Here is a 14,472-nt window from a genome sequence, read left to right as displayed (position 1 = left end):
ATCGTTCAAACGATAATCTGGAAATTGGTTCGGGGAAATTTTTTGTTGTTGAATTTACACAATTGAATTATTGACACTTGTGCTCAAATGCGCATAACCAAGTACAAATTTGATGCTTTAGGCATCCTTTTTTCAGTCCATTGTCCATAATGCTGCGATGCCACACAGATAGTCTGTCAGTATCGCTTTTCTTGAACATAAATGCCTTGTATTTGACCAGCGCCTGCAATACATTGCATCAAAATAGAATGAACGTGCGTTAATTAAATCCGGAACATTGGAATAATTTGAATAATTGGATTTGTTAGTGAGTCTCCATGAGCAACACCACCCGTATCGATAAGTGGCTGTGGGCAGCCAGATTTTTTAAAACCCGTAGCCTGGCAACCCATGCGGTTGATTTAGGGCGTGTCCAGCAAAACGAGCAGCGTGTCAAACCCGCCCATGACGTCAAAATTGGTGATCTGATCGAAATTCATCATAGCGAACAAATCTGGCAGGTCAAAGTTTTACGCATATTAGAGGTGCGCGGTCCCGCAACAGTGGCACAGACGATGTACGAAGAAACCCTGGCAAGCCTAGAAAAGCGCCAAAAAGCGGCGGAAGATAGAAAATATTTCCGTGAACCGACCGCGCATATTCAAGGGCGTCCAACGAAACGTGATCGTCGGCAATTGGATGTGTCGTGGGATTGAGGCAAGCTTTTCCACGGCAGACAATTATTACGAAGTAACATATTTAAGTTGATAGCAAGAATCAGAAACCAGGAGCCGTGTCAGGCATGGATGTTTAAAAATGGCTTTTAGCGCCGATTAACTATGAAGTTCATCTGAGGTTAACGATTTTTAAGTACATTGCTAATAAGAAACAAATCTGAAAACAAATAGATACTCTCCTCTAAAGGGCGAATCCAGTTTGACTTTTAATGCGCCGTGGCTAATAGTACGAGCGTTCGATTAATTCACTAGTTTGCATGTTGTTAGTGTCAACGTGAAGCATTTCAATATAGATACAGTAATATGAATATGACATCGAAATTCATGCGTAAAGGGGAGTTGACCCGCGCAGCCATTCTGGACGTAGCACTCGACGCCGCCAGTCGCGACGGTATAGAGGGGCTCACTATAGGCTTGCTGGCCGACAAAATGAACATGAGCAAATCTGGCGTGTTCGCCCATTTTGGTTCGCGTGAAGATTTGCAAATCGAAGTGTTAAAGCTTTACCACCATCACTTCGAACAAGAGGTGTTTTATCCAAGCATGAAAGAAGAGCGTGGTTTACCGCGTTTGCAATCCATGTTTGCATTGTGGATCAAGCGCGTTACGGTCGAGATTGCGTCGGGTTGTATTTATATTAGTGGTGCTGCCGAGTATGACGATAGGCAGGGCCCGATACGCGATGAATTGGTCGGTATGGTAAAAGCATGGCAGGGGGCATTACAGCGTGCTGCCAGCCAGGCGATACAACTTGGCCATTTGCGCCAGGATGTCGACGCTGACCAGATTGTGTATGAAATGTACGGCTTGATACTGGCTTTGCACCATGATGCGCGTTTCTTGCGCAAACCAGGTAGCGTAGACAGAGCACAAGCTGGTTTTGAACGAATGATCGAATATTACGCGCCGGTCATAGCGGGTTAATGCAGGGCCGTCGTTATTTTTGAAATATCTGTTTCCTTATCTAGTTTAACTTTGCCGTCAGGAGAAAATCATGGGTCAATATATCGCTCCATTGCGTGATATGCAGTTCGTGTTGCATGAATTATTGAATGTTGAATCGGAACTTAAGCAATTGCCTAAGCATGCTGACGTCGATGCTGACATCATCAACCAAATTCTGGAAGAAGGCGGCAAATTCACTTCCGAAGTCTTGTTCCCATTGAACCATTCTGGTGATCGCGAAGGCTGCCATCACGACAAGACTAACCACACAGTCACCACACCAAAAGGCTTTAAAGAAGCCTACAAACAATATGTAGAAGCGGGCTGGCCTGCATTGTCTTGCGACCCGGATTTCGGCGGGCAAGGCTTGCCACTCGTCGTGAACAATTCATTCTACGAAATGATGAATTCTGCGAATCAGGCATGGACCATGTACCCAGGCTTGTCGCACGGTGCTTACGAATGTATCCATGAGCATGGTACTGACGAGCAAAAATCCTTGTACTTGCCTAAACTGATCTCTGGCGAGTGGACAGGTACTATGTGCCTGACTGAGCCACATTGCGGTACTGACTTGGGTATGCTGCGTTCCAAAGCTGAACCACAAGCAGACGGCACCTACAAAATCAACGGCGCGAAGATTTTCATCTCCGCTGGTGAGCACGATATGTCTGACAACATCGTCCATCTGGTGCTGGCACGTTTGCCAGGCGCACCAGAAGGTTCAAAAGGTATTTCCTTGTTCATCGTTCCTAAGTTCCTGCCAAATGCAGATGGAACGAACGGTGCACGCAACCCGATTTTCTGCGGCGCGATCGAAGAAAAAATGGGCATCCACGGTAACTCCACATGCCAGATGAATCTGGATGGCGCGACTGGCTGGTTGATTGGTGGCCCGCACAAAGGCCTGAATGCGATGTTCGTGTTCATGAACGCAGCACGTCTGGGTGTTGGTATGCAAGGTCTGGGTCTGACTGAAGTGGCTTACCAAAACGCGTTGGTCTATGCAAAAGACCGTATCCAGATGCGCAGCTTGTCTGGTCCTAAAGCACCAGAAAAACCAGCTGATCCGATTATCGTTCACGCTGACGTACGTCGCATGTTGTTGACAGCAAAAGCGTACGCTGAAGGTGCACGTGCTTTCTGTTCCTACGTTGCTCTGCAACTGGATAAAGAATTGAATCACCCTGATGAACAAGTTCGCAAAGATTGCGCTGATGAAGTTGCGTTACTGACACCAGTGATCAAAGCCTTTATCACTGACAATGCATGGACAGCAACTTCTGAATGTCTGCAAGTTTATGGCGGCCATGGCTTTATCGCTGAATGGGGCATGGAACAATATGTTCGTGACGCGCGTATCAACATGATTTACGAAGGTACAAACACTGTGCAGTCGCTGGATTTGTTAGGCCGTAAGATCTTGATGGACAACGGTGCAAAGCTGCGTAAATTTGGCGCCAAAGTACAAGCCTTCGTCGAGGCGAATGGCACTAATGAAGCGATGTCTGAATTCGTTACACCATTGGCTGAATTAGGCGACAAAGTCACTAAGTTGACCATGGAAATTGGTATGAAAGCATTCCAGAATCCTGACGAAGTGGGCGCTGCGGCCGTTCCTTACCTGCGCGTTGTCGGACATATGGTGTACAGCTATTTCTTTGCTCAAATGGCAAAAATTGCACTTGAAAAAGAAGCATCTGGCGATACATTCTACAAAGCAAAATTAGCGACTGCTCGTTTCTACTTTGCACGTTTGTACCCAGAAACAGCGATGTTGATTCGTCAGGCACGTTCTGGCTCTGCCAATTTGCTGTCCCTCGAAGCTGATTTGTTCTGATGTAAGTAACCGTAGGGTGCGCTTGCGCACCTTGACTCTCAGGCTGACAGGAGCGCATAGCGTTTCCTGGGCGCCTGAGACTAAAACAAGGAAAAGCCATGACCAATTTCATCGTAAAAAAAGTCGCCGTGCTCGGCGCCGGCGTGATGGGTGCGCAAATTGCTGCGCATTGCATTAATGCTAAAGTACCTGTCGTTCTGTTCGACTTGCCAGCAAAAGAAGGTCCAAAAAACGGCATCGTTTTGCGTGCTATCGAAAACCTGAAAAAACTCAATCCAGCACCGCTCGGCAATAAAGATGATGCTGCGTTGATCGAAGTTGCTAACTACGAAGACAATCTGGACGTGCTGGCTGGTTGCGATCTGATTATCGAAGCGATCGCTGAACGCATGGACTGGAAACATGACCTGTACAAAAAAGTTGCTCCGCACATCGCGCCAAATGCGATTTTTGCGTCGAACACTTCCGGTCTGTCCATCACGGCATTGTCTGACGGCTTTGATGCTGAATTGAAAGCACGTTTCTGCGGCGTTCACTTCTTCAATCCACCACGCTACATGCACTTGGTTGAATTAATCCCAACCGTAGCAACTCGCCCAGAAATCATCGATCAACTCGAAGGCTTCCTGACTACCTCTTTGGGTAAAGGCGTTGTTCGTGCAAAAGATACACCGAACTTCATCGCTAACCGCGTTGGTATTTTCGGTATGCTGGCGACGATCCATGAAGCTGAAAAATTCGGTTTGACAGTGGACGTTGTGGATGACCTGACCGGTAAAAAGCTGGGTCGCGCTTCTTCTGGTACTTTCCGTACTGCAGACGTGGTTGGTCTCGACACCATGGGTCATGTAATCAAAACCATGCAAGACAATCTGGCGGACGATCCTTTCTTTGCGGTCTACAAAACACCTGACGTCTTGGCGAAATTGGTTGCAGCAGGTGCATTAGGTTCTAAAACTGGCGCAGGTTTCTACAAAAAAGTAGGTAAAGACATTCAACGTCTGGACTTCGCGACAGCGCAATACGTGACTGGCGGTGCTAAAGCTGACGACGTCGTTGCACGTATGTTGAAAGAAAAAGACCCAGTCAAGAAAATGAAGACTTTGCGTGAATCGACGCACGTACAAGCGCAATTCTTGTGGGCGATTTTCCGTGACGCGTTCCATTACATCGCCGTTCATGGCGCAACGATTGCTGACAACGCACGTGACATCGATTTCGCGATGCGCTGGGGTTTTGGCTGGAATGTTGGTCCATTCGAAACATGGCAAGCATCAGGTTGGGCTGAAGTCGCTAACTGGGTGAAAGAAGATATCGACGCTGGTAAAGCATTGTGCAATACACCATTGCCAAGCTGGGTATTTGACAGTGCTGTTGCGCAAAACGGTGGTGTACATACCTCCGCAGGTTCCTGGTCCGCAAGCAAATCCACATTTGTTCCACGCTCCAATCTGGCGGTTTACGACCGTCAGGCGTTCCGTGCACCAGTTCTGGGTACGGGTGAAGCGACTGGCGCAAACGCTGGCACAACCTTCTTTGAAGATGAGTCTGTCCGCATCTGGCATCAAGGTACAGAAGCACAACGTGATGACGTGCTGATTTTGTCCTTGAAAACCAAGATGCACGTGATTGGCCCTGGCGTGATCGAAGGCATGGAAAAAGCGATTGCCGAAGCCGAGAAAAATTACAAAGGTCTGGTCATCTGGAGTGCTGACGCTGCAGACGGTGGCGCATTCTCTGCTGGCGCTGATTTGCAAGCGATGTTGCCATTGTTTATGTCCGGTGGCGTGAAAGCGATCGAACCAGCAATCTCACGTTTGCAAGACGCACATCAGGCATTGAAATACGCGAATATCCCAGTCGTGGCAGCGGTTTCTGGTCTGGCATTGGGCGGCGGTTGCGAATTGTTGATGCACGCAGCAAAACGCGTGGCATCGATCGAATCCTACATTGGTTTGGTTGAAGTGGGTGTTGGCCTGGTTCCTGGTGGTGGTGGTTTGAAAGAAGCGGCAGTTCGCGCAGCAGCGGATGCCAAAGGTACTGATTTGTTGCAGTTCCTGAAAAACTACTTCATGAACGCAGCGACAGCAGCCGTTTCCAAATCTGCGCTCGAAGCGAAGAAAATGGGTTACCTGTCCGAGAACGATGTGATTGTATTCAACCCATACGAGTTGTTGCATGTAGCAAAAGTAGAAGCCCGCGCCATGTTTGACGCTGGTTATCGTGCACCAATGAAGAAACTGGTACCGGTGACTGGTCGTCATGGTATTGCGACGATTTCTGCGCAATTGATCAATATGCGTGACGGTGGCTTTATTTCTGCCCACGATTACAAACTCGGCAAAATGATTGCAGAAGTTGTTTGCGGTGGCGACATCGACAATGGCAGCCTGGTCAGCGAACAATGGTTGCTCGACATGGAGCGTAAAGCGTTTATGGAATTGCTGAACCATCCAAAAACACAAGAGCGCATCATGGGCATGATGCAAACTGGCAAGCCAGTACGTAACTAATCGGAGTACATAACATGACTAAACAACTTCAAGACGCGTATATCGTCTCTGCTACTCGTACACCGATCGGTAAATCTGGTCGCGGTATGTTCCGCAACACACGTCCAGATGACTTGCTGGTACGTGTCATGCAATCAGCGCTGGCACAAGTGCCTAACCTCGATCCAAAACTGGTTGAAGATGCGATCATCGGTTGCTCTTTCCCAGAAGGTGCACAAGGTCTGAATCTGGCGCGTATGGGCGTATTGCTGGCTGGTCTGCCAAACACTATCGGTGGCGTAACAATCAACCGCTATTGCGCATCCGGCATCACTGCTGTGGCGATGGCTGCTGACCGCATTCGTGTTGGTCAGGCTGATGTGATGATCGCTGGCGGTGTTGAATCGATGTCTATGGTGCCAATGATGGGTAGCAACCCATCGATGAACATGGCGATTCTGCAAGACGAAAACGTCGGCATGGCCTACGGTATGGGTTTAACTGCTGAAAAAGTCGCGCAACAATGGAAAGTATCCCGTGAAGCGCAAGATGCATTTGCTTTGCAATCGCACCAACGTGCAATCGCTGCGCAAAATGCTGGCTACTTCGATGCAGAAACAACGTCTGTTGACATCATCGACCGCGTACCTAACTTGCTGACTGGCGAAATCGAACTCAAAACTCGTACAGTGACTCGCGACGAAGGCGCACGTCCAGATACCTCTTTAGAGGGCCTGGCGAAGCTCAAAGCCGTGTTTGCTGCCAAAGGTAGTGTGACTGCTGGTAACAGCTCGCAAACTTCTGACGGTGCAGGCGCATTGATACTGGTCAGCGAAAAAATCCTGAAGCAATTCAACCTGACACCATTGGCGCGTTTCGCTTCCTTCGCAGTCCGTGGCGTACCACCAGAAATCATGGGTATCGGTCCTAAAGAAGCGATTCCGGCTGCATGTCGCGCAGCAGGTATTACGCAAGATCAGATCGACTGGTTCGAACTGAACGAAGCGTTTGCGGCGCAGTCTCTGGCAGTGGTACAAGATCTGGGTCTCGATCCAGCAAAGGTGAATCCGATGGGCGGCGCGATTGCTCTGGGTCATCCACTGGGCGCAACAGGCGCAATTCGCTCCGCGACCACTATCCACGCTTTGCATCGCAATAACCTGAAATACGGTATGGTGACGATGTGCGTAGGTACAGGTATGGGCGCTGCTGGTATTTTTGAACGCATGTAATTTGCCTTACTAGCCCAAAAAAACCGCACATATTTTGTGCGGTTTTTTTACAAATACGACAATGAAAATAGGTCTTGTTCACGAGTTACAATAGCGACTTGTTTGCACATGATTGAAGAATATAGTCCTAGGACAAAGAGAGACACACATGACAGATATCCTGACCCACAAAGAAAATGGCGTTCTGACGATCAGCTTTAATCGTCCTGAAAAGAAAAATGCAATTACTGCCGCCATGTATCAGGCGATGGCTGATGCCTTGCGTGAAGCTGAAACAGACGCCGCCGTGCGCGCCATCCTGATCACTGGTAAGCCAGAAATTTTTACCGCAGGCAATGATCTCGAAGATTTCATGAAAAACGCTGGCAGCCTTGCTAATCCAGACAGCATTCCGCCAGTCTATCAATTTATGCAGGCATTAAATGATTCAGGCAAGCCTGTGATTGCGGCTGTGTCCGGCGCAGCGGTTGGTATCGGTACGACTTTGCTCATGCATTGTGATCTGATTTATCTGGCGGACAATGCCAAGCTGTCTATGCCATTCACACAATTGGGTCTATGCCCCGAATTTGCTTCCAGCATGGTATTTCAGCAAATTGTTGGTTATCAACGCGCAGCTGAAAAGCTCATGCTCGGAGAACCGTTTACTGCGCAAGAAGCGTTTGAAATGGGTTTTGTGAACAAGGTATTACCGTTAGAAGAATTAGTGCCCTACGCCAAGCAAATCGCTGCCAAATTGGTTGCATTGCCAGCCGCTTCAATTCGCACTACCAAACGTTTGATGAAAGGAATTCAGCCACAAGCAATTGTCACAAAAATGGCAGAAGAAAATCAGCACTTTGCAGCGATGCTCAATGCTCCAGAAGCACGTGAAGCTTTTATGGCATTTTTTCAAAAGCGTAAGCCAGACTTTAGTCAGTTCAATTAAATACTGACGTTAATAAAAAAAACGGAGCTATTTGGGCTCCGTTTTTTTATTTATACTGCGTATTCATTGATGTCTCTGGTCTTCTATCCGTTACCATTTCCTGGCATGCCAGAAGTTAGATTAGTTTCTCCTGAGCCGTTGCCCGGCATTCCAGATGTCAGATTGTTCTCTTCTGCGCCATTGCCTGGCATCCCTGATGTCAGATTGCTTTCTTCTGAGCCATTACCTGGCATACCTGAAGTGAGATTACTTTCATCCGCGCCGCCATCTGGCACACCGGGTACTTTGTGTTGAATAGACATCGTGCTCTCCTGGTTGGTGAATCGATTCATTAAACTTAACTACAACGGCGACATTATCTTAGCTGATGTTGGAATAAAATCAATGCGTTAAATGCTGATATTTGTTTCAAACTATGCGCCTGGACGCCATTTTTTTATCTCACACTTTTTCTGGTACCAATTTAATTGGCTGCAGGTAATTAAATGGATTATTCAATCTTCGCCATTGGATAAATTCGCTGACCGGCATAGGTTTGGCTGCATACCATCCTTGTACATAATCACACCCAAACTGCTTCACCAGTTCCCACTCTTCCATTGTTTCAACACCTTCTGCGACGGTATGAAGTTTGAGACGTTGCCCCAATTCTATGGTCGATAACAAAAGTAATGATGCATCCGTGTCTGGTTTGACATTGGCGACAAACGCCCGATCAATTTTTAATTCGGATACTGGCATTTTTTGCAGATAAGCAAGTGAGGAATAGCCTGTCCCAAAATCATCAAGCGCAATCGAATAGCCGAGGGAACGTAGGTGATCCAGTACGATGATGGCCGTATTGGCATCACTCATGACGCTACTTTCTGTGACTTCCAGACGAATATCTTCGGCAGAGGCATTATTGGATTCACGCAAAGTTTCAATGATCGAAACGATATTATGATTGCGCAAATCAAATGCCGATAAATTGATCGAAATTTGTATGGGGTCACCTGCTGCTCTCCATTCCGCGACCAGTTGCATTGCTTCTTTTAACATCCAGACAGTGATGGCGCTAATGTGGCCCGTGTGTTCCGCAAAAGGGATGAACTGATACGGTGGAATCATACCGCGCGTAGGATGCTGCCAGCGTACTAGTGCTTCAGCACAAACCACCGCACCATCTCTGACTCTTACTTTTGGTTGCAAGAAGATCCGTAAGTGATTCTGTTGTATCGCCATCCGTAATTCGGATAACAGACTCAGATCACCCAACTTATTGGTCTCCATGTCGGGTCGGTACACTTCCCAACCACTTTTAGACGCGCGCGCCGCGTTGAGGGCGATTTCTGCACAATGCATATGCTTTTGCATGCTGATATTGGTTTGCAGACTAACACCAGCGGACAGCGATATATCAATCGTCTGTTGATTTACGGAAATTGGAGAGAAGAATTTTTCTTTCAAATGCCGTTGCAACTCGTCAATTGTGTGTATATCGATCCAGATAATAAAAAACTGATCCGACTGACTACGGCCAACCACCGTGTTGGGAATAGATGACAAGCGATGCCCGACCTCGACTAGTGCTGCGTCACCAATATCGTGCCCCAGAGCCTCATTGATGGCTTTAAAGCGGTCGACGTTCAGGGCGACCACCGCAATGTAAGGATGTAGATTGTTCTTTAGCATAGCTTCGCCCTGAACTGCTAAACGTTCACGATTAGCCAGACCCGTAAGCTGGTCTTCACGGGCGATGCGTATTGCTTCATTATGTAAGACAAATGTGCGGTACGCTAAGCTGATACACAAAAGGGTAGGAAGGAATAAATTTTGGATAACGTCTAGAGTTGTTCCTGATGGAGCTTCAACACGCCAGCCCCAACTCTTAGGTTGTGTATTAATAATGGCAATAGGCCACCACAAAATAGAAATCGGTAATATTCCCAGTGTTATCAGAGGAGTACCTTTGTGATGATTGCGGATTGCGCGGAATAATCCGGCTATTGCAATGGGATACCAGAAAAGAGCGATGTAATCTTGTAAAAGTACAGTTTTTACTGTTAGAAATGCTTCGAAAAACGACATTGGCACGAGCGCCAAATAAGCAACGGCCATTAATTGCATGCAACGCTGAAGAAATGGGCTGTGCTCTTTAAAACCCCCAATTCTAGTTACAATAATAGACAGCACCGCCATGGCCGGCCACGTTGTGAACGCAAATAAACGTGGAAACCAGATCGGCATATTCGACATAGAAAAGATAAGTCCATCGCCGAATATAATGTAAGCCGCCTGTAAAAATGCGAATAGTGCAAATAGTCCATAATTTATGTCGCGTAAAAACAAACCAAACGCCAACATAATTAGTGCAAAACCGAGTAACACTGCCGACTGAGCAACGCTGGTATTTTCTGCTTTACGGGCTTGCAAGCTGATTTGATCGAGGGTCATTCCGGCAACGTCGATTTCGTCATAAAACGAGGTGGATGGTGATACCGTAGCTCGCGCATAAATTGGATATGCAGCATCTTGCACAATAAAGCTGATGCGATTTGCACTCACAAAAGCGTTTAATTTTTCGCCGTTGTGCGCGGCATTGCCTAACAACTTTCCTTGTTTGTCAAAGAGCGCAATATCAATCCACACACTTTTAAAACTCAGTAGCTCATCTTTTGGAAGTGGGCGTTCGATTCTGAGCCAGCACACCTTTTGCAGGCGTAATTTACCCAAACCCGGCGTCCAGGCAGCCTCATTTCCGGGAATATGAATGAGCTCGGACGCCTTGCCACAGACGGCATCAGTTTGTACTGGGCTGGCAAAGCCGTCGCTACAAAGCAACAATGCGAGTACGAGAGTCAGATGTTTGATCAGCCTGAACAGGTTCAATCCAATTGCTGCCATAACTTCGTTCCTTGTTTGGGTTTAAAACCAGACGACGAGGTAGAAAAAGCAATTAATGAGAGCAGTGCTACACCAAACTTAACATATCAGAATTGGTGTTAGTATTGGTGGTTTATTGTAATAAATGCAACCATAATAAACGAAGAGAGTTGTGTATGCAAAAAAAATTAACTTCGTTACTATAATTTATTTTTATGCAACAATTTTCAAAGAAAGCAAACGGAAAATTGAAGTCTGACGTTTTTTGGGATTTTAAAAAAATACGTCAATTTAATCAGTCTTCAAAATGTTGCATATTTCCCCCTCAATCCATTTATATGAAAATAAAAATTAAACTTCCAACCGCGGGGAAACCGCGAAATCGTCTCGCACTGGCTGCGCGTCAGCGAAATGCCGGCGCGCATGAACCAATTAATCCGTTGCGCACAGCACGCCGTAAAGCGCGGCAAGACTTACAAAAGAGCCTCCTTCGTCGTATTCGGGATGACGAGGTGTAAATCCTTTTTAAACGACCAGCAAACACGTTCTCGTGCAAATCCTGAGTAAGAATCGTGCCCAGTTGCGGCAATGCATTAATCGGCGCTGACAGTATTATTTCCCCTCCAGAACATCCGTTTTTATTATTTCTTTAAAGCAGAATTTTGGTTAGAGTCCGATACATTAAAGATGTTGAAACTAATAGAAAAATAAACAATAATTCTAATGATAGGTGGTGGCATTTGTAAAACGTTTTCGATTTGAAATAATGGATGACGGAACCAAAATTTGGTTTCTGAGTCCAGAGTTTCTGGATAGAACGGAACTGTACTGAACACTAGTGCGCCAGAATAAGAGCCCGAGTGTGTGACTCATGCTCCTATTGAAGTTGGCTGGACGACAAGTGTGTATCGCATTATTTATAGTTATCTGCATATCCGACAGTAATCTCTGGTTACCGATAGGTATCATTTTCAAAGGCGGTTTATCATGGCTTCCGTTACTTTTGATGCTACTCATCCACGTAATATAAAAATTCGTTGGACTGATTTTGAGCATGGCTTTGTGATTAATGGCCAAAAGCTTGGCCGGCACGGCAAGGCGATTGCTACGGATTATTTTCATTTTTCAGCAAGCTGGAATTCGCTTGGTGCAGAGAAAACGGAACAATTTCAACGTCTTTTGACAGGATCTTCCAACGATAGAGCAGCTTTGCGCTATGAAATTACCAAAGACCCTGAACATCCAGGATGTTCATTGATTGTCGGTGAGTTCTCAATGGCCCATGCTGGCACGCCGTTAACCTCAGATATGCTGCATTACTTAGCCCAAACCGCAATATCACCAGAGCTCCGGTACGGGCGCGTTAGTGAAGATTTTAATGCCCCTTTTTTACTTGGTCACTGGATAGTCGAATTTCCAAAAGAGGTGAAATTACGTGCGGGTTTAGCGGGCAATCGCGGTTTGTTGCCGGCTGCGTACTAAGGCATAGTACTGATAACCATTATCGTGTTTTTAATATAACACCTTGCCGTTTTTCTCTCCCAGGCAAGGTGTTTTTTTATTCTGCAAAAACTTTATTCCATTATTTTCCCGATGCTCTTGCTTGCTGCCGTATCGTTTCCAGGCTGGCACCAGGAGTGATCAGATTGCCGTCGTAGCGCAATTCTATGAGTGCTGGCAATTGATGATTGCGGCAATGTTTTAATGCGCGTTCTAATGCTGGAGCAAATTCAGCGGTCGTCAATACGGTTTCACCACTCGCACCGTAGGCGCGCGCCAGAGCCGCAAAATCAGGATTGTGCAATTCTGTGCCAGAAACACGTTCAGGGAATTCGCGCTCCTGATGCATACGAATGGTGCCGTACATACCATTGTTAAATACGATGATCACCACGCCTGCTTTGTACTGAACGGCAGTAGCCAGTTCCTGGCCATTCATCATGTATTCGCCATCACCAGCGAAGGTAATCACTGTGCGTTCAGGATCAATAATTTTGGCCGCAACACCTGATGGTACGCTATAACCCATCGCACCAGAAGTTGGCGCTAATTGCGTGCGGAAGCCGCCGTAGCGGAAATAGCGGTGTGCCCAGGTTGCGTAATTGCCCGCGCCGTTGGTGAGTATCGTATTTGCAGGAGTCTGCTGCATGATGTCTTGCACCACTTGCCATAAATTGAGTGGTGCTTTCTCTTGTCCAAAAATGGCGGGTTCGGTTTGCCATGCAAGCAATTCGCTCTTTGCCTGAGCGACGGTATCACGCCATTTATGGGATGCATCCAACGCTTCCATGTCTGCTAAAGCCTCGGCAATTTCTTTCATACCGCTATTGATCATCAGATCCGCTTGATAAACACGGCCTAATTCCAGGGCATCACTATGAATGTGTATCAATTTTTGCTTAGGTATTGGTGCTTCCAGAACGGTGTAGCCACCCGTCGTCATTTCTCCCAGACGTGGACCAATCGCGATGACCAGATCGGCATCTTTCAATCGTTGTGCCAATTTGGGGTTAATACCAATACCCACATCGCCGATATAGTTAGGGTGAGCGTTGTCGATCAAATCCTGAAAGCGGAATGCGCAGGCGAGTGGAAGATGGTTACTGCTGGCAAAGTCACGAATATTTTCACAGGCAGTCTGATCCCAGCCACTGCCACCAATCAGTAGCACTGGCCGTTGCGCGACCGCCAGCATATTTCTCAATTGCGCCAATTGCTGCGGGGATGCGGATGCTTGTACCGGCGTGTAGTGGCGGGTATTAGCGACATCCGCGACTTGTGCCAACATATCTTCTGGCAATGCCAATACAACCGGACCCGGACGGCCGCTGGTCGCGACCTGGAATGCGCGGGCAATGTATTCTGGTACGCGGTCAGCACGATCAATTTGTGCTACCCATTTCGCCATTTGGCCAAACATACGACGGTAATCAATTTCCTGAAATGCTTCGCGTTCGACAAAATCATTACCTACTTGTCCAATAAATAAAATCATTGGCGTGGAATCCTGGTACGCAGTATGTACCCCGATGGATGCATTGGTAGCGCCCGGGCCTCGGGTCACAAAACAGATACCTGGTTTGCCAGTCATTTTGCCGTAAGCGTCCGCCATAAACGCCGCGCCGCCTTCCTGACGATTGATAATGAAGCGAATCGGGCTATCGTGCAGCGCGTCGAGCACTGGGAGATAACTCTCGCCAGGAACACCAAAAATTGTATCTACACCGTGGATTTGCAGTGCATCCACAATAAGTTGACCACCAGAACGAGAATTCGACATGATATTAAGCGGGAGCAAGTAAAAGCAGTAAGCTACCAGAAAGCATACAAAATTTGCAGTACTTCTGACGTCAAATGAACAAATCTGTGGCAATACGTGCGTAAAGTGCCGCTCTTAAATTCAAGTTTGCAGGCACTTACTACAACTGGAACACTTTGATTTGAGGTAAAATAT

General features: G+C 47.0%; 11 protein-coding genes. 8 read left to right on the top strand and 3 right to left on the bottom strand.

What is annotated here, in order from left to right:
- Positions 1-317 precede the first annotated feature (317 nt).
- The 6 genes from H8K32_RS03375 (at position 318) to H8K32_RS03350 (ending at position 8,153) form a co-directional block, all read left to right on the top strand.
- Positions 318-695, top strand: a complete 378-nt coding sequence (locus H8K32_RS03375; protein ID WP_186911067.1) for an RNA-binding S4 domain-containing protein — start codon at positions 318-320, stop codon at positions 693-695.
- Positions 696-1,040: 345 nt separating this feature from the next.
- Positions 1,041-1,640 (top strand): TetR/AcrR family transcriptional regulator, encoded by a 600-nt coding sequence (locus H8K32_RS03370; protein WP_186911241.1) that lies wholly within the window; start codon positions 1,041-1,043, stop codon positions 1,638-1,640.
- A 70-nt stretch (positions 1,641-1,710) separates the two neighbouring features.
- Positions 1,711-3,501: an acyl-CoA dehydrogenase C-terminal domain-containing protein gene (locus H8K32_RS03365; protein ID WP_186911066.1), complete on the top strand. Its 1,791-nt coding sequence runs from the start codon at positions 1,711-1,713 to the stop codon at positions 3,499-3,501.
- Positions 3,502-3,599: 98 nt separating this feature from the next.
- Positions 3,600-6,014 carry a 3-hydroxyacyl-CoA dehydrogenase/enoyl-CoA hydratase family protein gene (locus H8K32_RS03360; protein WP_186911065.1) on the top strand — a complete coding sequence of 805 codons (2,415 nt, stop codon included), beginning with the start codon at positions 3,600-3,602 and terminating at the stop codon, positions 6,012-6,014.
- Between the two features lie 14 nt (positions 6,015-6,028).
- Positions 6,029-7,225, top strand: a complete 1,197-nt coding sequence (locus tag H8K32_RS03355; RefSeq protein WP_186911064.1) for an acetyl-CoA C-acyltransferase — start codon at positions 6,029-6,031, stop codon at positions 7,223-7,225.
- Positions 7,226-7,373: 148 nt separating this feature from the next.
- Positions 7,374-8,153, top strand: a complete 780-nt coding sequence (locus tag H8K32_RS03350) for an enoyl-CoA hydratase (protein WP_186911063.1) — start codon at positions 7,374-7,376, stop codon at positions 8,151-8,153.
- 83 nt (positions 8,154-8,236) lie between these two features.
- On the opposite strand, the gene H8K32_RS03345 is transcribed toward H8K32_RS03350, so the two are convergent.
- Together H8K32_RS03345 and H8K32_RS03340 are read right to left on the bottom strand one after the other, a co-directional pair.
- Positions 8,237-8,455, bottom strand: coding sequence for a hypothetical protein (locus H8K32_RS03345; protein ID WP_186911062.1), 219 nt, complete (start codon positions 8,453-8,455; stop codon positions 8,237-8,239).
- Between the two features lie 139 nt (positions 8,456-8,594).
- The gene (locus H8K32_RS03340) at positions 8,595-11,039 is read right to left on the bottom strand and encodes a putative bifunctional diguanylate cyclase/phosphodiesterase (protein WP_186911061.1); all 2,445 of its coding nucleotides are present in this window, start codon (positions 11,037-11,039) and stop codon (positions 8,595-8,597) included.
- A gap of 194 nt (positions 11,040-11,233) precedes the next feature.
- Here H8K32_RS03340 and H8K32_RS20280 point away from each other — a divergent pair, with 194 nt between their 5' ends.
- A complete protein-coding gene (locus H8K32_RS20280; RefSeq protein WP_246447096.1) occupies positions 11,234-11,536 on the top strand; it encodes a hypothetical protein in 303 nt (100 codons plus the stop codon).
- Positions 11,537-12,005: 469 nt separating this feature from the next.
- Positions 12,006-12,500: a hypothetical protein gene (locus H8K32_RS03330; RefSeq protein WP_186911060.1), complete on the top strand. Its 495-nt coding sequence runs from the start codon at positions 12,006-12,008 to the stop codon at positions 12,498-12,500.
- A gap of 100 nt (positions 12,501-12,600) precedes the next feature.
- On the opposite strand, the gene H8K32_RS03325 is transcribed toward H8K32_RS03330, so the two are convergent.
- Complete coding sequence (locus tag H8K32_RS03325; protein ID WP_186911059.1) at positions 12,601-14,298, bottom strand: thiamine pyrophosphate-binding protein; 1,698 nt, start codon at positions 14,296-14,298, stop codon at positions 12,601-12,603.
- Positions 14,299-14,472 lie beyond the last annotated feature (174 nt).

This window comes from Cognatundibacterium jejuense (genome assembly GCF_014284255.1).
Lineage (GTDB): Bacteria > Pseudomonadota > Gammaproteobacteria > Burkholderiales > Burkholderiaceae_D > Undibacterium > Undibacterium jejuense.
The sequence above is the reverse complement of the archived record's forward strand: the minus strand, read 5'-3'. Positions and strand labels throughout refer to the sequence as shown.

What these genes read in the sequence shown, in the direction of transcription:
- H8K32_RS03360 (WP_186911065.1), top strand. Translation starts at nt 3,600, where the DNA reads ATGACCAATTTCATCGTAAAAAAAGTCGCCGTGCTCGGCGCCGGCGTG.
- H8K32_RS03365 (WP_186911066.1), top strand. Translation starts at nt 1,711, where the DNA reads ATGGGTCAATATATCGCTCCATTGCGTGATATGCAGTTCGTGTTGCAT.
- H8K32_RS03340 (WP_186911061.1), bottom strand. Translation starts at nt 11,039, where the DNA reads ATGGCAGCAATTGGATTGAACCTGTTCAGGCTGATCAAACATCTGACT.
- H8K32_RS03355 (WP_186911064.1), top strand. Translation starts at nt 6,029, where the DNA reads ATGACTAAACAACTTCAAGACGCGTATATCGTCTCTGCTACTCGTACA.
- H8K32_RS03330 (WP_186911060.1), top strand. Translation starts at nt 12,006, where the DNA reads ATGGCTTCCGTTACTTTTGATGCTACTCATCCACGTAATATAAAAATT.
- H8K32_RS03325 (WP_186911059.1), bottom strand. Translation starts at nt 14,298, where the DNA reads ATGTCGAATTCTCGTTCTGGTGGTCAACTTATTGTGGATGCACTGCAA.
- H8K32_RS20280 (WP_246447096.1), top strand. Translation starts at nt 11,234, where the DNA reads ATGCAACAATTTTCAAAGAAAGCAAACGGAAAATTGAAGTCTGACGTT.
- H8K32_RS03350 (WP_186911063.1), top strand. Translation starts at nt 7,374, where the DNA reads ATGACAGATATCCTGACCCACAAAGAAAATGGCGTTCTGACGATCAGC.
- H8K32_RS03375 (WP_186911067.1), top strand. Translation starts at nt 318, where the DNA reads ATGAGCAACACCACCCGTATCGATAAGTGGCTGTGGGCAGCCAGATTT.
- H8K32_RS03345 (WP_186911062.1), bottom strand. Translation starts at nt 8,455, where the DNA reads ATGTCTATTCAACACAAAGTACCCGGTGTGCCAGATGGCGGCGCGGAT.
- H8K32_RS03370 (WP_186911241.1), top strand. Translation starts at nt 1,041, where the DNA reads ATGCGTAAAGGGGAGTTGACCCGCGCAGCCATTCTGGACGTAGCACTC.